Origin of the sequence: Lysobacter sp. TAF61, from assembly GCF_052113485.1 — a bacterium.
GTDB lineage: Bacteria > Pseudomonadota > Gammaproteobacteria > Xanthomonadales > Xanthomonadaceae > Lysobacter_J.
In genome coordinates this window covers 489,332-510,106 of record NZ_JBFRDH010000001.1, presented here as the reverse complement: position 1 = coordinate 510,106, position 20,775 = coordinate 489,332, and the positions used below count along the sequence as shown (strand labels likewise).

Annotated in this window: 17 protein-coding genes; 1 reads left to right on the top strand and 16 read right to left on the bottom strand. The window is 67.9% G+C overall.

The features are described from left to right. Window positions 1-6: 6 nt before the first annotated feature. The 15 genes from AB4Y64_RS02320 to AB4Y64_RS02250 all read right to left on the bottom strand — a co-directional run bounded on the left by AB4Y64_RS02320 (window position 7) and on the right by AB4Y64_RS02250 (window position 17,509). Window positions 7-1,461: a coniferyl aldehyde dehydrogenase gene (locus AB4Y64_RS02320; protein ID WP_441814830.1), complete on the bottom strand. Its 1,455-nt coding sequence runs from the start codon at window positions 1,459-1,461 to the stop codon at window positions 7-9. A gap of 16 nt (window positions 1,462-1,477) precedes the next feature. Beyond that, window positions 1,478-1,894, bottom strand: a complete 417-nt coding sequence (locus AB4Y64_RS02315; protein WP_441814829.1) for a GFA family protein — start codon at window positions 1,892-1,894, stop codon at window positions 1,478-1,480. 38 nt (window positions 1,895-1,932) lie between these two features. After that, on the bottom strand, window positions 1,933-3,555 hold the full coding sequence (locus tag AB4Y64_RS02310; RefSeq protein ID WP_441814828.1) for a 3-(methylthio)propionyl-CoA ligase: 1,623 nt from the start codon (window positions 3,553-3,555) through the stop codon (window positions 1,933-1,935). Between the two features lie 47 nt (window positions 3,556-3,602). After that, window positions 3,603-5,015 (bottom strand): MFS transporter, encoded by a 1,413-nt coding sequence (locus AB4Y64_RS02305; protein ID WP_441814827.1) that lies wholly within the window; start codon window positions 5,013-5,015, stop codon window positions 3,603-3,605. A 196-nt stretch (window positions 5,016-5,211) separates the two neighbouring features. Beyond that, window positions 5,212-6,492: a glycosyltransferase family 4 protein gene (locus AB4Y64_RS02300; protein ID WP_441814826.1), complete on the bottom strand. Its 1,281-nt coding sequence runs from the start codon at window positions 6,490-6,492 to the stop codon at window positions 5,212-5,214. A gap of 20 nt (window positions 6,493-6,512) precedes the next feature. Further along, entirely contained in the window at window positions 6,513-7,655 is a 1,143-nt protein-coding gene (locus AB4Y64_RS02295) for a glycosyltransferase family 2 protein (protein ID WP_441814825.1), read from the bottom strand. Beyond that, the gene (locus tag AB4Y64_RS02290) at window positions 7,652-8,437 is read right to left on the bottom strand and encodes a polysaccharide deacetylase family protein (RefSeq protein WP_441814824.1); all 786 of its coding nucleotides are present in this window, start codon (window positions 8,435-8,437) and stop codon (window positions 7,652-7,654) included. Before AB4Y64_RS02290 ends, AB4Y64_RS02295 begins: the two co-directional genes overlap by 4 nt. A 4-nt stretch (window positions 8,438-8,441) precedes the next feature. Then, complete coding sequence (locus AB4Y64_RS02285; RefSeq protein WP_441814823.1) at window positions 8,442-9,512, bottom strand: polysaccharide deacetylase family protein; 1,071 nt, start codon at window positions 9,510-9,512, stop codon at window positions 8,442-8,444. Beyond that, window positions 9,509-10,948 carry an O-antigen ligase family protein gene (locus tag AB4Y64_RS02280; RefSeq protein WP_441814822.1) on the bottom strand — a complete coding sequence of 480 codons (1,440 nt, stop codon included), beginning with the start codon at window positions 10,946-10,948 and terminating at the stop codon, window positions 9,509-9,511. The genes AB4Y64_RS02285 and AB4Y64_RS02280 overlap by 4 nt, the downstream gene beginning before the upstream one ends. Continuing rightward, window positions 10,929-12,074 carry a glycosyltransferase gene (locus tag AB4Y64_RS02275; protein WP_441814821.1) on the bottom strand — a complete coding sequence of 382 codons (1,146 nt, stop codon included), beginning with the start codon at window positions 12,072-12,074 and terminating at the stop codon, window positions 10,929-10,931. Before AB4Y64_RS02275 ends, AB4Y64_RS02280 begins: the two co-directional genes overlap by 20 nt. Further along, the gene (locus AB4Y64_RS02270; protein ID WP_441814820.1) at window positions 12,071-13,285 is read right to left on the bottom strand and encodes a glycosyltransferase; all 1,215 of its coding nucleotides are present in this window, start codon (window positions 13,283-13,285) and stop codon (window positions 12,071-12,073) included. Before AB4Y64_RS02270 ends, AB4Y64_RS02275 begins: the two co-directional genes overlap by 4 nt. Then, the gene (locus tag AB4Y64_RS02265; protein WP_441814819.1) at window positions 13,251-14,570 is read right to left on the bottom strand and encodes an outer membrane beta-barrel protein; all 1,320 of its coding nucleotides are present in this window, start codon (window positions 14,568-14,570) and stop codon (window positions 13,251-13,253) included. Before AB4Y64_RS02265 ends, AB4Y64_RS02270 begins: the two co-directional genes overlap by 35 nt. 10 nt (window positions 14,571-14,580) lie before the next feature. After that, on the bottom strand, window positions 14,581-15,324 hold the full coding sequence (locus tag AB4Y64_RS02260) for a polysaccharide biosynthesis protein (RefSeq protein ID WP_441814818.1): 744 nt from the start codon (window positions 15,322-15,324) through the stop codon (window positions 14,581-14,583). After that, on the bottom strand, window positions 15,321-16,883 hold the full coding sequence (locus AB4Y64_RS02255) for an XrtA system polysaccharide chain length determinant (protein WP_441814817.1): 1,563 nt from the start codon (window positions 16,881-16,883) through the stop codon (window positions 15,321-15,323). Before AB4Y64_RS02255 ends, AB4Y64_RS02260 begins: the two co-directional genes overlap by 4 nt. 8 nt (window positions 16,884-16,891) lie before the next feature. Further along, window positions 16,892-17,509, bottom strand: coding sequence for an XrtA/PEP-CTERM system exopolysaccharide export protein (locus AB4Y64_RS02250; protein WP_441814816.1), 618 nt, complete (start codon window positions 17,507-17,509; stop codon window positions 16,892-16,894). Between the two features lie 257 nt (window positions 17,510-17,766). Here AB4Y64_RS02250 and galE point away from each other — a divergent pair, with 257 nt between their 5' ends. Then, window positions 17,767-18,849: a UDP-glucose 4-epimerase GalE gene (gene galE, locus AB4Y64_RS02245; protein WP_441814815.1), complete on the top strand. Its 1,083-nt coding sequence runs from the start codon at window positions 17,767-17,769 to the stop codon at window positions 18,847-18,849. 65 nt (window positions 18,850-18,914) lie between these two features. On the opposite strand, the gene AB4Y64_RS02240 is transcribed toward galE, so the two are convergent. Next, window positions 18,915-20,723 carry a sulfatase-like hydrolase/transferase gene (locus tag AB4Y64_RS02240; RefSeq protein ID WP_441814814.1) on the bottom strand — a complete coding sequence of 603 codons (1,809 nt, stop codon included), beginning with the start codon at window positions 20,721-20,723 and terminating at the stop codon, window positions 18,915-18,917. Window positions 20,724-20,775 lie beyond the last annotated feature (52 nt).

Genomic DNA, 20,775 nt, shown 5'->3' with positions numbered 1-20,775 from the left:
GATGTCTCAGTCCAGTGTGGTGTCGGCCTTGCCGAGGAACGCACGCATCAGCAGGCGCTGCACGCGGGTTCCATAAGGCGGATGGAACAACTGCGTCGGAAAGAAGCGGTGACGCTTGAACACGGTCCTGGCGTGGGAGAGCTCGCGGAACCCTTCGACGCCGCGATAGGTGCCCATGCCCGAGTTGCCGATTCCGCCAAAAGGGGCGTCGTGGTTCATCACGTGCCAGCCCCAGTCGTTGATGGTGACGCCGCCAGAGTGGGTCCGCTGCAGCAACCGTTGGCGCGCCTGCGGATCGTGGCTGAAGCAGTACAGGGCCAGGGGGCGTGGACCGGCGTTGATGTGGTCGATGGCTTCATCGAGGTGGTCGTAGGCAACGACCGGTAGGATCGGCCCGAAGATTTCCTCGCTCATCAGCCGCATGTCCGGCCGGACGCCAGTCACGATGTGCATCGGCATCTGCCGGCCCCGGTCGCCGTCGTCGTCGCCGCAGACGGTGATCCGCGCGCCTCGGGCGCGAGCATCCTCGAGCAGCGAGAGAATCCGCGCGTGCTGGCGTTCGCTGGCGACACTGGTGTAGTCGTCATTGCCCGCGGTGCGGCTGCCGAACATCGAGACGAACGCGTCTCTTGCGGCGCCGACGAAGGCCTCGACGCGCTCGCGCGGCACCAGCGCATAGTCCGGCGATACGCAGATCTGGCCGCAGTTGGTCGCCTTGCCATGGGTGATGCGCGCCGCGGCGTCTGCCAGCGGGTAGTCGCGCATGACCACGGCCGGCGATTTGCCGCCCAGTTCCAGGGTCACCGGCGTCAGGTTCGCCGCCGCGGTGCGCATGACCGTCCGCCCCACCGCAGGCGAACCGGTGAAGACGATATGGTCCAAGGGTAGCGACGTGAACTCGTTCGGGTCGAGGAGTTCCTCACCGACCATGGCGACCTGGCTTTCGTCGAATGCCGCGGCCAGCATTTCCTGCAGCACCGCGTTGGTGTGGGGCGTCGCTTCGGGCATCTTGATCATCACGCGGTTGCCAGCAGCCAGCGCCATGGCCAATGGACCCAGCGACAGGTAGAGCGGGAAATTCCACGGTGTGATCACCCCGACGACGCCCTTGGGCTGGTAGTGCACCCGCAGGCTGTTGGTCAGGAACAGCAGTTCGGTCGAACGGCGACAGGGCTTCATCCACCGCCGCAGGCGCGAGAGCGCGTGGTTGATCTCGAGCGTGGTGCCGAGGATGTCCAGCATCTTGGACTCGGCCGGGGAACGCGAGCCGAAATCGCGGCTCATCGCCGTTGCGAGCACGTCCTGGTAGCGCAGCAGCTGGCGCTTCAGCGCCAGCAGGTGGTGACGGCGCTCGGCAATGCCCGGGTAGGGGTGGGCCGCGAATGCCGCTCGCTGGCGATCGAAAAGGCTGGCGAGTCGGCAGGCCGGCGTTGTCGAATGACGGTCATGGCGATCGTACATGAGAGGCCGCCTTTGCCTACTGCGCAGGCAGGTTTTGGTCGAACCGGTCGGTGTTGGCGGAGCTGAGGGTCCAGGGTTGCGCCGACAGGCACCAGAGTTCGACCTGCGGCCGGACCCAGGAAGGATCGTTGAGCGTGCCAGCCTTGATCACGGCCATCCCCGGCATCGAATCGAGCACGGTGTGGATTGGCGAACCGCAGCGCCGGCAGAAATGCCGCCGTACCGGCAGGCCGCTGTCGCCGACGTCGTCGAACGTGGCCAGCGAGTTTCCCTCCAGCCGCAGCGTCGCCATGGGGACCACCACGTTCACCGAGAACGCGCTGCCGGACTGTTTCTGGCAATGGGTGCAGTGGCAGGTCGCCACCACTGCCACCGGACCATCGCTTTCGTAGCGAACGCTTTCGCACAGGCATGCGCCCTTGATCATCTGCATTTTCCGGTTCCTCTCGTTGGAAGGGTTGGAGTTGGGGTTCAGGTACTCGACAGCACGTGCGCGTAGCGGCGGCGCAGGTCCACCTTCTGGACCTTGCCGGTGGCGCCGAGCGGCAGGCTGTCGACGAAGATCACCTCGTCGGGCAGCCACCAACGGGCGACCCGGTCGGCCAGGAACTGGAGAATCGCTGCCTTGTCGATTTCCTGGCCCGGCTGCTTCACCGCGCACAACACCGGTCGTTCGTCCCATTTCGGATGGCGGACGCCGATCACCGCCGCCAGGGCGATGGCGGGGTGGCCCATGGCGGCGTTCTCCAGCTCGATCGAACTGATCCATTCGCCGCCTGACTTGATCACGTCCTTGACCCGGTCGGTGATCTGGACGAAGCCGTCCGCATCGATCGTGGCGATGTCGCCGGTGGCGAACCAGCCATCGCGCAGCAGGGGCGTGTCGGACCTGAAGTACGCGGATGCGACCCAGGGGCCGCGCACCAACAGTTCACCGGCGGCCTTGCCGTCGCGAGGCAACGCGTCGCCCTCGCCGTCGACGATCTTCAGCTCGACCCCGAACACGCAGCGCCCCTGTTTGCTGCGCAGCGCGTACTCCCGGTCCGCGCTCATGCCGGCGTGCTTTGCCAGTGGCACGCCTTGCGTGCCCAGCGGACTGGTCTCGGTCATGCCCCAGCAATGGCGAACTTCGACATCGAACGATTCGGCGAACGTGCGGATGAGCGACTCCGGCATCGCCGAACCGCCGACCGCGGAGCGGCGCATGGTGGTCGGACGCACGCCGTTGCTCTGCATGTACTGGGCCAGGCCGAGCCAGATCGTCGGTACTCCGGCGCTGCAGGTCACCTGTTCACGTTCGATCAGCGCGAACAGGCTCGCGCCGTCCAGGTGCGGGCCGGGCAGCACCAGCTTGCAGCCGTTCATCGGGGCGGCGTAGGGAATGCCCCATGCATTGACGTGGAACATCGGCACGACCGGCATCACGCAGTCCCGCGCCGACAACGACAGCGAGTCGGGCAGGCCCAGGGCGAAGCTGTGCAGCAGGGTCGACCGGTGCGAATACAGGACGCCCTTGGGCAGGTCGGTCGTGCCGGAGGTGAAGCACAGCGCGCTGGCCGTGCGTTCGTCGAACACGGGCCACTCGAACGCATCGTCGTGCGCATCGAGCAGCGCTTCGTAGCACAGCAGGTTGGGCAGGCTCGAATGCGCAGGCATGCTGGCCACCGGCCCCATCAGTACGAACGCGCCGATGGCGGGGCATTGCGCGGCCACTTTCTCCAGCAGCGGCAGGAAACTGCTGTCGAACAGCACGATGCTGTCCTCGGCGAGGTTGAGGATGTACGCCAGCTGTTCCGGGTGCAGTCGCGGATTGCAGGTATGCAGGACCGCGCCGCTGCCGGAGACGGCGAAGTAGGCCTCGAGGTGGCGATGGTTGTTCCAGGCGAGCGTCGCCACCCGGGAGCCATGGCCCATGCCGAGGCCTGCCAATGCCCTGGCGAGGCGGCGGGCGCGCGCGGCCAGATCGCGATAGGTGTAGCGCAGGACCGTGCCGTCGATTTCGCGCGACACCACTTCGACGTCGGCGAACTGGCGCTGCGCATGCTCGAGAAGGCCACTGATCAGCAGCGGACGGTCCATCATCAAACCAAGCATTCGTGTCTTCCTGGGGGAAAGGGGGCGATGTGGGCAGGCGATCGCGATCAGCGACTGGCGTTCGTCGCGGCGGCTGCGTTCGGCGGGAGCTCGATTGCGGCCTCCCATGCGGCGGCGTTGTCGAGCGTCCGGCGATAGCCGCGGACGCCGCTGCGGAACAACACGATCGCCACCACGCCCGAGGCCACGAAGATGGCCAGCATCGAGAACTTGATCGCCTTGGGGTCGTCCAGGACGTAGTCGGTGAGTGCGCCGACCGCGACTGGCCCCAGGCCGGCGCCGATCAGGTTCAATCCACCGGTGTACAGCGCTGTCAGCTGTGCGCGGATGCGGCCGGGCGCGATCTGCGCGATGGCCGCAGGGCCGGCGCCGAAGAGGAAGAACGAAAAGCCGGCGCTCAAGACCAGGAAAATCACTGCGAGGTCCGCGCCTGGCGCCAGCACCATCGCGCTGGCCACCGTGGTCAGGCCAATGGCAGCGGTCAGTGCCACGCGCAGGTAACCGTGGGCGATTCCCTTCCTGCGCCAACGGTCGCCCAGCCATGTGCCGAACAGGGCGCCGGCGGGCCCGGTAATCGCCAGTGCCAGGCCGAATACCTTGCCGATCTGCGGGTAGGTCCAGCCGAACTCGCGCACGAAGAAAGTCGGAGCCCAACCGGCCCACGCGTAGACGCCGGTGTAGAAGAATCCGGCGCCGACGAACAGCGAAACGACGGTCCGTGCGTTGGCGCCGAGGTAGGTCAGGACCGCCGCAACGGGTACTTCGGGCGCAGTGGCTGTCGCCACCGGGTTCGCCCCGCGCTTGCGTTTCCTCGGTTCGGGAATGGTGAGCATGACCGCGGCGACGATGACGCCGGGAAGCCCGACGGCGATGAACGTGGCCCGCCACGGTTCGATGGCTCCGAGCAGTGGCAGCACCGGCTGCGACGCGGTGTAGGCGGCCAGCAGCAGGCCACCGGCGATCAGGCCGATGCCGGAGCCCAGCGGTCCGGCCGCTCCGAACACGCCCATGGCGCGCCCGCGCTCGCTGCCGGAGAACAGGTCCGCCAGCAGCGACACCGCGCCCGGCAGCAGTACCGCCTCGCCGACGGCGACGGCGATGCGTGCCAGCAGCAGGTGCCAGTATTCGCCGGCGAGTCCGCCCGCGGCCGTGGCCACGCTCCAGATCGCGATTCCGATGGCGATGATCCAGCGCCGATCGCCACGATCGATGACGCGCGCAATCGGCAGGCCGGCCACTGCGTAGAAGGCGGCGAACGTGAAGCCGTGCAGCAGGCCGATCAGTGTGTCGTTGACGCCCAGCGATTGCTGGATCGGATCGACCAGCAAGGTGAGGATCTGCCGGTCCATGATCGAGAAGATGTAGGCCACCAGCAGCACCCCGACCGCGTACCACGCACGGCCGCTGCTGATGCTTGTGTCATTGCCGCGGCCGCTTGCCGCCTCGGCGGTGCAGGTCACGCGATGCAGTGGCTCGTGGGGCTAGGCGAAGCCGCCTTGGCGGTGTCTGCGTTCGCAAAGCGGGGAATGCTGGCCAAGGGTTGGTCCTGACAGGAGGTCAGGATCGAATCTCGCAGCCCGTCTGCGCCTGCGTAAAATGAATTGTGCGAATCCTGGCCATGCGCCGAAGTAATGCCGGATGGCGCTGCGGCGCCGGCTATGCCGCCGGTTGCCTGGCCACCGGCTGGGTCGGCGTCGGGATGCTGGTCCCTGACGACGACGATGCATGGGCGCGGTCAGCCGAAGGTGCCAGCAGACGCCCGTAGCGATCGAGCAACTGCGCGCCGATCGCGTCCCAGCCGTAGCGTTGCTCGGCGAGTTGCCGCGCCGCCGCAGCCATGCGCGCGACCTTGTCCGGCGAGTCCATCAGCGTCACCACGGCGGCGGCGAAACTGCCCGCGTCGTCGGCGAACAGCGCGCTCTCGTCGTGGCGCAGGGCGATGCCCTCGCTGCCGATGGTCGTGGTCACGATCGCCTTGCCCAGCGCCATCGCCTCGAGCACCTTCAGCCGCGTGCCGCTGCCGGCGCGCAATGGCACGACATAGACCGCGGCCTCGTGCACGTGCGGACGCAGGTCATCGACGAAGCCGGCCAGCCGGACGTTTGTCGCGACAGGTTCGGGCACCTGGAAGCCATCGGCCTTTCCGACCAGGACGAACTGCGCGTCCGGACGTGCCGCGAGGATCTTGGGGAACACCGATTGCAGGAACCAGTCGACGCCATCGCGATTGGGAAACCAGCCCATCTGGCCGACGAACACCAGACGCCGCGGATCGGGCGCATCGGCTGCAGGCCGGTTGTTGTCGAGGTCGACGCCGTTGGCGATGACTTCGACGTCACAACCTGGCGCCAGCTCGCGCAGCGACTGCGCGTCCGGATCCGAGCAGGCGAGGATCGCATCGGCGCGCAGGCACGCGGCGCGCTCGAAGGCGCGAAGCGGCGCCACCTGCGTCGACAGGAACGCGCGCGCGGCCAGGCCCGGTTCGATCTGCGCACGCTTGGCCAGCAGATGGTGTTCGACATTGTGGGCGTTGAGGGCGACCGGCACGCCAGCCGGCACGCAGTCGGCGTGCGCCATCAATGGCAGCATGTCGAAGTGGACCAGGTCGGCATCGCGTGACAGTTCGGCCAGGCGCCGGCGAAGCGCTGGCGAGTCGTACTTGGCGGCCAGGAATGGCGATCGTGTCAGCGTTCCGCGCAACAGGGCGGCTGCCAGCGCCGGGCGCGAATGTTCGCTGGCGATCGGGAAGGTCTCCAGCCGCGCCAGCACGTCGCGCAGTGGGCCGGCCTCGTCGAGCGTGTCGTCGCGGCGCAGGAAGCTGAGCAGGGTGACCTCGTGCCGGGAAGCCAGTGCCTTGAGCAGGTGCCAGGCGCGCAGCTGGTGACCCTCGCGCGGAGGGTAGGGCAGGCGGCTGGTCAGGGCGAGGATGCGTGCCATGGCGCGTCGGTGAGTGCGGCTCAGTGCTTGCGCCACAGGCGCGACGGACCCGCCAGCGAGGCGGGGAGCGACAGCAGCGCGGCCAGGTTGAGCATCACGAAACCGCTCGCCGCAGGCAGCAGCGGCAAGCGCGCCGCCAGCTTCGGCAGGCCCAGGCCGATCATCGCGCCTGCATAGCCCAGCAACTGCGCGTAGAACGCCCAACGGTAGAACGGTGACGGCGCCAGCGCCGACGAGACCAGTGCCAGCAACAGCGCCCACGGCACCAGCAGGCGCAGGAACTTGTGCGAGAACCAGGCGAAGAACACCGGGTTGGAAAACGGGTTCATCAAGGACGGCATGCGCGCCAGCAACTGCCAGTTGCCGGCCAGGGTGCGCAGCTTGCGGTGGAACTCCTCGTCGGCACTGGTGCTGGCGTGGTCGTGCGCGATCGAGCTGCGCGACATCCAGACCTGGTGCCCGGACCACAGCACCTGCAGCGGCATCCACATGTCATCGAGCACGGTGCCGGCGGGGATCGGCCGGAACAGGTCGCGACGGATGGCGTGGATGGCGCCGGTGACGCCGTGCAGCCAGCCCAGCCGCGCCTCGTCGCAGCGCAGGCGCTTCTCCATGCGCCAGTACAGGCCGACGCCCTCGGTGGCTCCGCCGCGGTGGGCGGCGGCGATCACCAGGTCGCCGGTCACCGCGCCAACCGCCGGATCGGCGAACGGCGCCACCAGCGCACGCAGCGCACGCGGTGCGAAGCGCTGGCGGACGTCGGTGAAGGCCACCAGTTCGGTTTCGACATTGCGCATGGCGGCATTGATCGCCGCGGCCTTGCCGACGTTGCGCGGCAGCGCCAGCACGCGCACGCGCGGGTCGCCGATGGCGGCAGCGTCGGCGGTGCCATCGCGGCTGCCGTCGCTGACCACCAGCACCTGCAGACGCTGCGCCGGGTAGTCCTGGGCGAGGATGTCGTCGATGCGCGCGGCGATCCGCAGCTCTTCGTCGTAGGCCGCCACGATGACCGTCAGGGCCGGGCAGATCCGCGATTCGAAGGGCACCTGTCCATAGCGCTGCGACAGCAGCGCGACCAGCAACGGGTAGCCGGCGTAGGCATAGGCGACCACGCCGATGCTCAGCCAGAAGACGCTTTCGGCAGTGATCGCCCCTGCCGTCATAGCAGTCGCTCGCGCAGGCGCTGGTAGCCCTGGTTGCCGAGCACGCGCTTGGGCAGGGAGAGTGCCGCGTGACGCGCCTGCAGCAGCCGCGGCGCCAGGCCGTGCCAGCGTACGAGCGCGGCGAAGTCCTGCATGCCCATGGCGCGGGTGATGGCCAGGCGTTGCAGGCAGCGGTCGCCGCGGGCGCGAAGGTTGGGTCCGGGCACGGAGCCGAGCAGGTGCCGGTATCCCAGGCCGTGCGCGGCCTGCAGCTCGCGTTCGCCGCCGCGTCCGCCCGGCAGCGCGATGGCATCGACCGGACGCCGGCTCAGTGCCTGCAGGCGGCAGCGGCTGTCGTCCAGTTCCGACATCAGCGCGGTGGTGTCGAGATCCTCGAGGAAGGCGTGGCTGCAACCGTGCGAGCCGATGCCCATTCCGGCCGCCGCCAACTGGCGGACCTCGTCGGCGGACAGCATCCCGGTTGCGCCGATATAGCCGGTGGTGATGAAGAATTCGGCTTTCATGCCGCGCTCGACCAGCAGTGGCAGCGCCACTTCGACGTTGGTTACATCACCGTCGTCGAAACTGATCACCACCGCGCGATCGCCGCGCTGCTGCATCGCCTCGTCGAGCAGCAGGCAGCGGTAGCCCTGCGCCTGGATCCAGTCGAGCTGGCGCGCGAACCGGTCCGGCGCGACGCTGTACACCGGGTCGAAGCGCCCACGCGAATCGGCGTCGACGTGCAGGCCGTGGTACATCAGGATCGGCAGTCTTGCCGGTCCGTTGGCGGCGCTTGTGGTCACGTCGTCACCCTGGTTGCATGCTGCTGTCGCGGAACGGTTCGGCCGGCTGGCGGCAGCCGCGCAGCCAGCCCAGCAGGCCGCTGGTTTCGCTGAAGAACAGCGCCCTGGACAGGCGCCCGGACGGTGCCAGGAAACGCTCGTCGTGGACGTTGAACCGCATCAGCCGGTAAGGATCCGCGCCGGGGCGGTTGATGCCCTCGATGGAGGTGGTTGCGGTCTCGAAGCCGGCTTCGCGCACCAGCCGCACATCGCGTTCGCCGAAGTCGGCGCTGCCGCCATTGGGGTACGCGAAGTGCCGCGGCGGCATGCCCAGTTCGGAGGTGATGCTGGCATGGGCCAGGCCGATCTCCTCGCGCGCGGCGGTTTCGTCGAGCCGGCTGAGGATGGCGTGGCTGCAGGTGTGGCCGCCGATCTCGATGCCGTTGACGTAGAGCTTGCGGACATCGTCCCAGTCGAGCATCTCGCGGTTCTCGTGCGGGATCGGGCGCGGTCGCGCCTGCTCGCACAGATGATCGACCCAGGCCTCCAGTTCGGCCGGCTCGAGTTCCTTCAGGCGCGCCGGCAGCAGGGCGTAGAGGCGATAGCGGTCGTCGGCCTCGGCGAGGTCGAAATGGCCCAGGCCCAGTCCACCGAGATCGACCTGGTCGCGGCTGCGCGACTCGATCGCGTGGGCCAGGCGGTAGGCCCAGATCGGCTCGCCGCCAATGTGGCCGGTGGCGACGTAGACCACGGCAGGCACATGGCCGAGGCTGGCGTCGATCAGGCCGAGGTTGTCGTGGTAGCCGTCGTCGAAGGTGAGGGCATAGCGCACCCGCTGCGACGCCGCCGGCGAGAGATCGCGTAGCCCTTCGCCCAGGCCCACCAGTGCCTGCTGGCCGCGCAGCCAGCGGATGATCTGGCGCAGGTGGGCGCGCGACATGCTCAGCGGGTAGGGATCGTGCTCATCGCGCAGTCGATGCAGCATGAGGATCACCAGCCCGGCGCCGCTGACGTGGCGGTACAGCCAGTCCACGCCGCTGTAGTGGCTGCACACGGCGAGCAGGTAACGCAGCCAGGAGCGAATCGGAACCGTCATCGCGGGATGTCCTCGGCGGGCAGGTGGCGTGCCTTGACCACGAGCGCCACGTAGGTCCAGAAGTAGGCGACCACCGGGTAGTAGGTGAAGCGGTCGCCGAACAGGTTGCTGATGATCATCGAGATCCAGGCGCCTAGCAGGCCCAGCGCGAGTGCGTATTGCCAGGTGCCGGAGCGCGAGCGCGTGAGCCCGCGCCAGGCCGTGTACAGCAACGACAGCAGCACGCCCAGCAGCATCACCGCACCGATCACGCCGCCTTCGCTGAGGGTGCGGATGTAGAGGTTGTGCGTGTCCTTGCCGTACGGATTGATCTCGCGGTGGTGGAAGGTGTGGAAGCCCGTTCCCGTCACCGGGTGGCGCAGGAAGTTGGCCCACGCGACCTTCCAGTATTCGATGCGCATCTCGGTGCTTTCATCGCGCTGGCCTTCCTCGACCGTGGTGCTGTCGAATCGCTCCACCACCGACGATGGCAACAGGCCCGGCAGGATCGCGGCGGCCAGTACCAGTGGCAGGATCAGCTTCCAGCGGCCGCGCCATACCAGGATCACCGCCACCATGCCGACGATCAGGCTGATGTAGGCGGTACGCGAATAGGCATACAGCACGCCCAGGACCATGCAGGCGATGCCGCCGGCCAGCACCAGCTTCCACTTGCGCGGCAGCCGGCAGGCCAGCAGCAGCGCGAACAGCACGACGGCGACGGTCACGCAGAAGGCGGCGAACTCGTTGGCGCCGAGCAGCGAGAAGGTGCCGCTGATGCGCAGGTCGTCGGTGTAGTGATCGTGGAACACGCTCTGGTGCTGCACCCAGACCACCTTGGCGATGTAGGGCAGCGGCACCAGCATCACCAGCACGATCATCCGCAGTCCCTGCCAGTCGCGCACGCTCATCTGCACCAGGTACAGCATGAACACCGCGATGAGGTGGTCCTTGAGCTGGTTGAAGTGGGTCTCGGTGTCGCTGACGTACTGATAGCCGATCGACAGCGAGAACACGGCGTAGGCGGCGTAGGCCATCACCCAGAAGTTGATCGGCTCGCCGTGCGCCAGGCGTCCGCGGATCATGAACGCCGTTGCCAGCGACAGCACGAACATGACGTTGAGGAAGTTCACGCCGCCGCCGATGTTGGGCAGGTAGCCGGTGGTGATGTTCTGCAGCGGCAACAGGACCAGGAACAGGTACAGCGGGTAGTTGCGCGGTGCACGCGTTGTCTCGGCCGCGCGCGCGATGGCGGCCGCGGCGGGTGCGCTGCCACGGCCGGCCGGTCCGCGGACGATGGCGGCCCGGCCACCCGGAATGTTCTGCCGCAGGGCGCGGGCGGCAAGCGGGAAGCGCGGTTGCGCCGCGTCGCCGCTGCCGCTTCCGCTGGCGTCTGTCGGCGTCGCAGCGCCAGCACCGGCGCGGCGGTTGATCGCGTCAGGACGCACGGCAGTCATGCGTCGTCTCCAGCAGGCGGCAGTACAGGTCCAGATAGCGCGCGGCCATGGCCTGCGCCGAGTGGTGCGCGTCGACGTATTCGCGCGCGGCAAGGTCGCGCCGGCCACGCAGCGTCAACGCTTCGACCAGGGCGGCCTGCAACGCGGCGACATCGCCGGCGGGCACCAGCCTGCCGTGGTCGGAGTGCGCGAGCAGGCGCGGGATGTCGCCCACTGCGCTGGCCAGCACGGGTACTTCGCAGGCCATCGCTTCGAGCACGACCAGCGGCATGCCCTCGTTGAGAGAAGGCAGCACCAGGCAGTCGCTCATGGCGTAGATCGCGGCCATGTCGTCGCGCTTGCCGAGGATATGCAGCTGCCGGCCTTCGAACAGGCCCAGCTGCTGCGCCTGTTCCTGCAGGGCCTCGCGCTCGGGGCCGTCGCCGACCAGCACCAGCACCGCATCCCGGGAGGCCGTGGCCACCGGCGCGAACGCCTGCAGCAGCATCGCCAGGTTCTTCTCGCTGGAAAGGCGCGCGACGGCGGCGAAGACATGCGCGCCTGCCGCGATCCCGAGACGGTCGCGCAGCACCGCCGCGCCGGCGCCGTCGGCGTGCGTGGCCTCGATGCCGTTGTCGATCTGGTGGATCCGCGAACGCGGTACGCCTGCGCGCAGGAGCCGTTCGACCTGCTCTGCGGCGACCACCACCAGCGCATCGAAGCGGCGCAGCAGCGCCAGCTCCAGGCGGGTGTATAGCCGCAACGACGAGGAGCCTTCGACCCAGCCGTGCAGCGTTGCCACCAGCCGCGCAGGTTGCCGGCGCGTGGCCAGCCAGGCGTAGAAGGCGCTCTTGTAGTCGTGACTGTGCACCACGGCCGCGCCGGTCATGGCGATCTGTGCCGACAGTGCGTTGACCGTTGCCGTGTCGATGCGGCCACGGCACGGCAGCAGCACCGATTCCTGCCCGCGCGCCAGGGCGAGGGCATGCAGGGCCTGCTCGCGCATGCGGTAGTTGTTGATGCTGAGCAGGCGGCTGTGCACGCCATGGCTGGCCAGGCCGTCGTTCAATGCCAGCACCATGCGGTCGGCGCCGTACAGGCCGGCACTTGAGCGCAGCTGCAGCGTGGACAGCGCGGCCGCGTTCATGCCGACCTCTGCGTGCGCTGGTTCAGCAGGCGCCGGTAGAGCTGGTCGAATGAGTTGATCATCGCGTCGAGCGAGAATTCGCGCTCGACGCGGCTTCGCGCCGCCATGCCCATGCGCTGGCCAAGCTGCGGCGAACGCACCAGGGCCTGCATCGCCGCGGCCAGCGAGATCGGATCCCGCGGCGGTACCAGCAAGCCGCTGGTCTCGTGCTGGACCAGGTGGAGGTTGCCGCCGACGGCCGTGGCGATGACCGGCAGCCCGCAGGCCATGGCCTCGAGGATGGCGTTGGACATGCCTTCGCTCGACGATGCCAGGATCAGCGCGTCCATGGCCGGCAGGATCGCCTCGACGTCCTCGCGGAAACTCAGCAGCACCACGGCATCGGCAACGCCAAGGGCCTGCATCCGCTCCTGGACCGGCGCCAGCAGCGGGCCATCGCCGACGAGCAGCAAGCGCGCCTGCGGATTGCCGCGGTGGAGCTGGGCGAAGGCGTCGATCAGGTCGACATGGCGCTTGACCGCCGTCAACCGTGCCACGCAGCCGAACACCACCGCGTGCTGCTCCAGTCCAAGCGCCCGCCGCGCGTCCTGACGCGCCTGTGCGGTTGCCGGGTGGAAACGGCGGGTGTCGACCCCGTTCGGGATCCAGGTCATCTGCAGCGAGTCGAGCCGCTCGCCCTGGGCCAGGCCCGACAGGATCTGCCGCGCCGGCGCCACCACCGAGTTGAAGCGGACGTTGAGGTGGCGGAACACCTGCTGCAGGCGCTCGCTCTTCTTGAAGCCCATGTCGCGACGATTGGAGATGTACACCGTGCCGGCGTTGCGGGGCATCAGGGCGTTGAGCAGATCGGCCTTCTCGTGCTGCGACTGCACGATGTCGAAATGCTCGGCGCGCAGCAGCGCACGCAGCGCCAACCATGCACGCAGGCCGGTGCGATCGTAGACCGCATGCACCGGCAGCGATTGCAGGCGCACGCCCGCCAGGCGCGTGGAGACCTGGCCGGGCAGGGGCATGTGGTCGGCATGCAGTTGCACCAGGGTGACGCGGTACTGGTCGCGCGGCAGGCGCGTGGCCAGGTTCTGCAGGAAACGCTCGCTGCCGCCCGGCGCCAACACCGGGGTGTCGGTCAGCAGCAGCAGGCGGATTCGCCGGTCCTGACGACCGGCGATCGCCGCTTCAGCGGGTATAGCGAACGCTGAAGATGGCGGCATTCTCGTCATAGCTGGCTTCTGCAAGGTTGCTGTCGCGCTCCTGGTGGCGCAGGTCGAAGGACACGCTCCAGTTGCCGGTCAGCAACTTGGTCAGTCCCAGATAGATGGCGAAGTCGTCGTCGTCGCGATCGAACGAGTCGAAGCTGCGGTAGCCGCGAGACAGCAGGAGGTTGGTGTACAGGGTCGGCTGGAAGCGGTAGGTCATGCCCACGCCGACGCCGTAGCTGCCTTCGCTCTCCATGGTCGGGTCGACGTAGTCGTTGTTCTCGTAGTACGGGCGGACCTCGAAGTCCCAGCGCTCGCCGGTGAAGCGGTAGCCAAGCTCGAATCGACGCTGCTGGTAGACGTCGGGGATGACGTTGAGTTCGTCGGTCTGTTCGCCGATGGGCGGCCCGCCGATGCCTTCCGAGCGCGCGATCAGGTCCAGCGCGGCATCGGAGAACTGGTAATAGAAGCCGGCATTGAGCGTGCTTCGCGGCGTCGGGCGCCAGTTGGTGACCAGGCGCAACAGCGGCGAGCTGTCCTTGCTGTTGAAGCTGGTCAGTTCCACCCACGAATAGCCCAGGACGACCTCGAAGTCGATGTTGGCCAGGGTGCGGTTGTAGGTGCCGAAGATGTCGTCGCGCCGGTAGTTGGCGTTTAGGCTGGTGTCGTCGTAGTCGACCTGGCTGGCCTCGGCGGTAAGGCGCAGGCGCGTGGTCGGCCCCGGGCGCTGCACCAGGCTGGCAGACGCCGCGTAGCGGTCGCCATTGAACTCGGTGGTCTGCTCGGCGTAGTAGTTGTTGTAGCGCACGGCCAGCTCGCCGCCGGTGACCGATCCGGGCCGGATGTTGAAGTTGGCGCCGGTGACGAAGACGTTGACCTGCTGCTGGTTGTCCGGCGAGTTCGACACCAGAATGTCGATCGGCTCGTAGCTGGCGTAGTCCTCGGCGATGAACTTCAGCCGGTCCTGCCAGGTGGTCCAGGCGAACTGTCCGGCCAGCGAGGTGCGCAGGTCGTTGTCGTATTGGCCACTGGTGTAATACAGGTACTCCAGCGCACCGCGCGCGGTCAGCGTCGTATTGCGGCCGACTTCGTCGACATTGAAGTCGAGGGTGGTGCCAAGCGTGGTTTCGGAGTCGGGGTCGGTTTCGACCAGGGCGACGTTGTCGCTGTACTCCGCGTATCCCCCCAGGGAATAGTCGACCTTTATCGCCTGCGCGCAGGGCGCGGCTGCGAGCAGGGCGACGAACAGCGTCGTCCGGCGCAGCCGGTGTGCCGTCCGTGGAAATCCTTCGCTGGCCATTCGCGCTCCTTCATACGCCTTCATTGAAGACGACACCTGCGAACTTGCTCGGGTCGAAGTTGCCGGCTGCCAGCGAGATCGCGGCCGCGGTGTCGCGGCCATAACCGGCCACCAGGATCACCACGTCGGCGATGTCGGCCAGGATGCGGGCGTCGGGCGTGCCGCGCACGGGCGGGCCGTCCAGGAACACGTAGCAGTTGGGGTGGCGGCTGCGGATCGAGTCCAGCAACAGGCGCATGCGCGAGGACGAGAAGTGCTCGGCGCCCACTTCGCGCGGTGTCCCGGCCGGGATCAGGCGCAGGCCGGTGACGCCGGTGTCGTAGACGACGTCGTTGAACTCGGCATCCGGGTTCTCGAGGTAGTCGACCAGGCCGCCCTGCGGAATCTCGATCTTCATCGTGCGGTGCTGCGATGGATGGCGCAGGTCGCAGTCGACGAGCATCGCGCTCTTGGTTTCGTCGAAGGCCATCGCCGTGGCGAGGTTGCGGGCCACGAAGCTGCCGCCGCTGCCGGCGCTGACCGGCGCGACCAGGGCCACGAAGCTGCCGTCGACCGCGGCGAGCAGGCGCGTGCGCAGCTCGCGGAAGGCATCGACCTCGGGGCGCGCGACCGCGCCGCGGTGGATGATGGCGCGCTCTTCCAGCTGCGTCGGCGTCAGTGCGGTGACACCGGCCACCGGCGAGATCGAACGCTGGAGATCGCGCTCGTGCTGGACATCGTCGAGTTCAATGATGGGCTGCGGCGCTGCATTCATGGGGATTGCACCATCTTCAGGATCAGGACCAGGCCATAGAGCATCGGCACCAGCAGGAAGATCATTGCGGCGATGATGAAACGGCGGTTTCCTTGCCGGCGCGCCGGAGCGGTCTGGTAGCGCGGCACCGCGCCCAGCACCGGCAGCGCGGCCAGGCTTTCGACCTGGTGCGGCGAGCGCACGCGCGGATCGAGGCGGACGAAACCGAGCAGCAGGATCAGCGGCGCCAGCGTGGCGGCGCCCAGGCCGGCACTGGCGACGTGGGTCAGGCGCAGGCCGACGCCACGCAGCGGGTAACTGGCCGGCTCCTGGATGCGGAAGCTCAGGCCGCGCTGCTCGGCATCGAGTCCCATCGAAACGCGCGCGTTCTCGCGGCGCCTGAGCAGGTCCTGGTAGAGATCGCGGTTGACTTCGTAGTCACGCGACAGCTCGGCGAGCGTGCTTTCCGAGGCGGCGATGTGGCGGCTGCGTGCCAGTTCCTGGTCGAGCAGCGACTGGCTCGTGGCGATGCGCGAACTGACGGCGGCGCTCTGCCGGCGGTTCTCGGAGAGCTTGCTCTTGAGCTCGCCGTAGAGCGGGTTGAACGAGGCCGGTCCGTCCAGCGTCTTGGGCGCGCCGCTCTTCTGCGCGGCCTGGCGAGCGTCCTCGCGATGCACCTCGTCCTCGAGATCGCGCAGCTGGTGTTCGACCCGGACCACGTCGGGGTGCTGTTCGGTGAAGCTCATCAGCAGCCGGTCCTTCTCGTTCTGCAGTTCCGCCATGCGCGCCATCAGCTGGCCGGAGCGGGTCTGCACGACGCTGATCTCGTTCTCGCCGTTGAGTTGCGCGTTCAGGGCCTCGCCCTGCGAGCTGAGGTCCATCAGCTCCATGCGCGAGCTGTCGACCATGCGGCGCAGTTCGCCGATGCGCGAGTTGACGTCGCCGTCGATGCCCTGGCGCGCGTCGGGATTGGACTTGCGGTACTCCTCGAGCTTGGATTCGGCGTCGGTGAGCTTCTTGTGGTACTGGCGAACCTGCGAATCGATGAACTCGTAGGCCTCGCGGCTCTCGCGTTCCTTGGTCGCCAGGCTCTCCTTGATGATCAGCTCGGCAAAGCGCTTGGTGACGTCGTGGGCGCGGCCGGCATCGGTGTCGGTGTAGGACACGCGAATCAGGTTCTCGCGAGGGTTGGAGATGATCGTACGGTTGGTGATCTGCTCGATCAGCTGCTCGCGCACCAGCGGCGACGGGTGGCTCTTGAGCCAGCCGCCGGTATCGAGGACCTCGTCCATCACCTTGCGGCTGAAGGCGACCTCGCGGGTGATGCCGGCACGGCTGGAGACGCCGGTCGGAACCGCGCGGCCTTCCATCAGCGGTTTGATGATGTTGCTTTCCTCGACCAGGATCGTGGTCTGCGAGTTGTACTTCTTCGGCAGCAGCAGGCCTGCCGCGAGGGCGGCCAGTGCGATGCCGGTGAAGATGCTCGCCAGCAGCACCGGATGGCGCCGGCATTCCTCGATCGCCACCGGGCCCAGCGTGGCCACCATCGACGGCCGCGACTCCGGTACGGAAAGTTCCATGGATCCGTTCATAGCGTGCGTTCCGGAACGGTGATGACGTCGCCGGGGGCGACCTTGAAGTTGGTGGTCAGGTCGCCGTCCTCGAGGATGTGGTCGAGGCGGACGGCGTAGCTGCGCGTGCCTTCGCCGCTCTTGCGGTAGAGGTCGGACTTGGCCGGCGCGGCGAACTCGGTGACGCCACCGGCGGCCAGAACGGCATCGAGGACGGTCATGCCCTGGCGATACGGAATCGAGATCGGCTGGCGCACGGCGCCGGTGACGCGAACGCGCGACAGGTACTCGTGGCTGCGCAGGTCGGTCAGGATCACCGCCACCTGCGGGTCGCGGACGAAAACGGCCAGGCGGGTCTGGATGTCCTTGGCGACTTGATCCGGGGTGCGGCCGCCGGCGGCGACATCGCCGATCAACGGTACCGAGATCTTGCCGTCCGGACGCACCGGCACGGTGATGCCCAGCTCCGGGTTGCGCCAGACCGACACCTGGACGATGTCGTCGATGCCGATCTGATAGGAGTCGACCGAGTTCTCGCTGCTGGGCGGTGGCGCGGTAGCGCTTCCACCGGAGGAAGCGCACGCCGACAGCAACAGCACCAAGGCAACGGTCTGGAAGTTTTGGAACAAGCGCATGGCTGTGAGCCCCCCTTGCATTCGTGTCATTCCAACGGCGGGAAGGGCGCGATCCGGCCATCAGCAACCTTGCCCGATCGGGTGGAAGGCGGGTCGCAGTGCAGGGACTGCAGGAACAATCGGGCTGCCGGTAATGCCGGTGTTCTGCGTTCCTTGGATCAGGACGAGAAAAAACCGACGTCTGGGGAGCACCTGCCGGCATCGCGGCGCAGGGTGCTGGTTTCCTGCGCACAGGCCACCGAAGCTGGGCATCCACCATGCGAATCCTTGTCTGCGGCGGCGCCGGCTATATCGGCAGCCATACCTGCGTGGCCCTGGCCGGACGCGGCCACCAGGTCGTGATCGCCGACAGCGGGGTGAACAGCTCCTCGCGTGTGATGCAGCGATTGCAGCGGCTGGTCGGTGCGCCGCTGTCGATGCACCGCGTCGACGTGCGCGACCGGCGCGCGATGGCGGCGCTGTTTGCCACCTACCGCTTCGACGCCGTGCTGCATTTCGCCGCGTTGAAGGCAGTGGGCGACTCGTGCCGGCGCCCGCTGGATTATTTCGACAACAACATCGGCGGCACCATCGCGCTGCTGCAGGTGATGCAGGAAGCGGGCGTGCGCCGGCTGGTGTTCAGTTCCTCCGCCACCGTCTATGGCGATCCCAGCCAGGTGCCGGTGCGCGAGGACGCCGCCCTGCAGGCGACCAACCCCTACGGCCGCACCAAGCTGGTCGCCGAGCAACTGATCGAGGACCTGTGCGGCTCGGACCCGCACTTCCGCGCCGCCAACCTGCGTTACTTCAATCCGGTCGGTGCGCATCCGTCGGGGCTGATTGGCGAAGACCCGTGCGGCGAACCCAACAACCTGATGCCCTACATCTGCCAGGTCGCCGTCGGCCAGCGTGACCGGCTGCAGGTCTTCGGCAGCGACTACCCGACCGTCGACGGCACCGGCGTGCGCGACTACATCCACGTCGTCGACCTGGCGCGCGCGCATGTCGATGCGCTCGAGTACATGGTCGGCGCCGATCGCGGCTTCACCGTCAACCTGGGAACCGGTCGCGGTATCAGCGTGCTCGAGCTGGTCCATGCCTTCGAACGCGCCAGCGGACGGCGCATCCCCTACGATGTTGTCGCGCGGCGTCCTGGCGACTCGGCCGAAGTCTTCGCTGATCCCTCGCTTGCCCATGCGTTGCTGGGATGGCGCGCCGAACATGACGTCGACGCCATGTGCCGCGATGCCTGGCACTGGCAGGCGCAGAACCCGCAGGGCTACCGTTCGCCGCTGCGGCGCGCGACCACGCCTCGCGTGCAGCGCCCGCGTGCCGTCGTCGCCCGACTGGCCGGGGCCTGATCGGCCAGCGTTGCCCGTCGGACTCCCCTGTCGCAGCACCTGTCGCGGCACCTGCCCGCGGCAGCTCAGCGTGACCCGACTGCCGTGCCTGGCACGACGGGCGGACTTCCCTCCGCCAGCGCCTGCTGCAGACCGTCGCGCAACTGTTCGGATTCGCCGAGCGAATTCCAGACCGGTTCGCGTCCGAAGCGCACGAAGTAGGTCGACAGGAAGCGCCGGTTATCGGCCGGCAGCGTGGCGAACAGGTCCGGTTCGAAATTGCCGCCACTGGCAGGAGCGGGGTACCCCATCGCCCACAACACGGTGGGATAGACATTGAAATGGCTGGCCTTGTCGCGGTTGCCATTGGCGGCGGCGCGCAGCGGTGCCTCGACGCCGGCTTTTCGGGTAATGGCGACCAGCGGCACGCGGCCCTCGCCGGCGGAGGCCGGGCCGATCGTGCAGTGCGTCTGCGCACCGGAGCTGCCGTCTTCGTGGAAGTTCTGCCCGTGGTCGGAGGTGTAGAGCACCAGGGTGTCGTCCAGCGGCGCGTCGGCCAGCATCTCGCGGAAGAACTCGCGGGTATTCCAGGCCACGCAGTTGCGGTAGCTGTTGACCTGGCGCCAGCGCGCCTCGCTGTTGGCGCCGTCCGCCCGGGGCTGGCTGGCGATCTTGGGATCGACTTCGTTGCTGAAGTAGGTGCGTTCCATCGTCGGCGAGTACAGCGTCCGGTCGGCGGGGTACTTGCCCTCGTACGGGAAGTGGCAGCCGACCTTGTTGACGTAGATGAAGCTCGGCTGCGATCGCTTCAGCATCTCGTTGAGCCTGCGTCCGGCCTGGATGTCCTTCTGGTCCAGCGGCACCGAGGCGTCGAGTTGCACGAACTCGTCGATCTCGGCGCGCTCGCGTTCGTCCATGAAGTTGTGCAGCCGGCCGCCCTGGCGCTGGGCGTCGATGTAGATGGTCCGGTAACCGGCCTGGCTGGCATAGCGCCAGAACGAGGGGTTGACGTCGAGATCGCGCAGATAGCTGTCGCGGGTGACGCCGTAGCGGACGCTGGCGTTGGAGGTCGAGGAACAGTTGGCGGCCGAGGCGGCGATGCCGAAGTTGAACAGTGCCGGTCCGAGCGGGCGCAGTCCGGTCTCCACGCCGTCGTCGACGTTGATGTCGATGTAGTCGCCGCGCACGCTCTCGTCCATCACCAGCACGACATGGCGGAATGGCCGTTTGCCCGGGTGCGCCAATGCGACTTCCTCGCGCGCGGGCGTTGCCGGTTCCAGCACTTTCTCGGCAGCGAGTACGAACGCGAACGCCGCCGGGTTGTATTGCCCCGGGAAACCGTTGGAGCCTTCGCCGCCGCGCAGGTACACGATCGCGGCGATGGCCAGGATCGGGGCGAGCTGCATCAGGCCGGGATTGCGCAGGGGCCAGGCCAGCGGCGCCGGCAGCCACGTGGGTGAGGGCAGGACCGGCGGCAGGTTGAGGGCCACCACGCCCAGCAGCGACCACAGCACGGCCAGGACCAGCTCGGTGTCGTGGAAACCGACCAGGTTGTCGGCGAAGCCGACCAGGCCCAGCAACTGCTCGAAATCCGACAGGCCCAGGTGGCGGGAAACGATCAGCGCGTGGCTCAGGCTCATCGTGCTGGCGAGGAAGAAGGCGATGCTCCAGCCCACCCGGGTCACGGTGCGCGCGTGGAACGCCAGGGCCAGCATCGACACCAGGCAGATCAGCCAGATCGCGGCGAAGACCAGCAACCCCGGCTTGAGGCCGATGTGGCCCACCCGTTCGATCAGCATTCGATTGCTGCCGAGCAGGTAGACCACGATCAGCACCAGCTTGAGTGCGATCCATGCCCAGGTCCGGTCAGGACCGGCTGCCACCTGCTTGACCATTGCCGACCCTCGCTTGGCTGTCCGCCGGACGCTGCCTGCGCAGGCGACCGGT

Coding starts and splice junctions, on each gene's coding strand:
- AB4Y64_RS02320 (WP_441814830.1), bottom strand. CDS start 1,461: ATGTACGATCGCCATGACCGTCATTCGACAACGCCGGCCTGCCGACTC.
- AB4Y64_RS02315 (WP_441814829.1), bottom strand. CDS start 1,894: ATGCAGATGATCAAGGGCGCATGCCTGTGCGAAAGCGTTCGCTACGAA.
- AB4Y64_RS02310 (WP_441814828.1), bottom strand. CDS start 3,555: ATGCTTGGTTTGATGATGGACCGTCCGCTGCTGATCAGTGGCCTTCTC.
- AB4Y64_RS02300 (WP_441814826.1), bottom strand. CDS start 6,492: ATGGCACGCATCCTCGCCCTGACCAGCCGCCTGCCCTACCCTCCGCGC.
- AB4Y64_RS02295 (WP_441814825.1), bottom strand. CDS start 7,655: ATGACGGCAGGGGCGATCACTGCCGAAAGCGTCTTCTGGCTGAGCATC.
- AB4Y64_RS02285 (WP_441814823.1), bottom strand. CDS start 9,512: ATGACGGTTCCGATTCGCTCCTGGCTGCGTTACCTGCTCGCCGTGTGC.
- AB4Y64_RS02280 (WP_441814822.1), bottom strand. CDS start 10,948: ATGACTGCCGTGCGTCCTGACGCGATCAACCGCCGCGCCGGTGCTGGC.
- AB4Y64_RS02275 (WP_441814821.1), bottom strand. CDS start 12,074: ATGAACGCGGCCGCGCTGTCCACGCTGCAGCTGCGCTCAAGTGCCGGC.
- AB4Y64_RS02270 (WP_441814820.1), bottom strand. CDS start 13,285: ATGCCGCCATCTTCAGCGTTCGCTATACCCGCTGAAGCGGCGATCGCC.
- AB4Y64_RS02265 (WP_441814819.1), bottom strand. CDS start 14,570: ATGGCCAGCGAAGGATTTCCACGGACGGCACACCGGCTGCGCCGGACG.
- AB4Y64_RS02260 (WP_441814818.1), bottom strand. CDS start 15,324: ATGAATGCAGCGCCGCAGCCCATCATTGAACTCGACGATGTCCAGCAC.
- AB4Y64_RS02255 (WP_441814817.1), bottom strand. CDS start 16,883: ATGGAACTTTCCGTACCGGAGTCGCGGCCGTCGATGGTGGCCACGCTG.
- AB4Y64_RS02250 (WP_441814816.1), bottom strand. CDS start 17,509: ATGCGCTTGTTCCAAAACTTCCAGACCGTTGCCTTGGTGCTGTTGCTG.
- galE (WP_441814815.1), top strand. CDS start 17,767: ATGCGAATCCTTGTCTGCGGCGGCGCCGGCTATATCGGCAGCCATACC.
- AB4Y64_RS02240 (WP_441814814.1), bottom strand. CDS start 20,723: ATGGTCAAGCAGGTGGCAGCCGGTCCTGACCGGACCTGGGCATGGATC.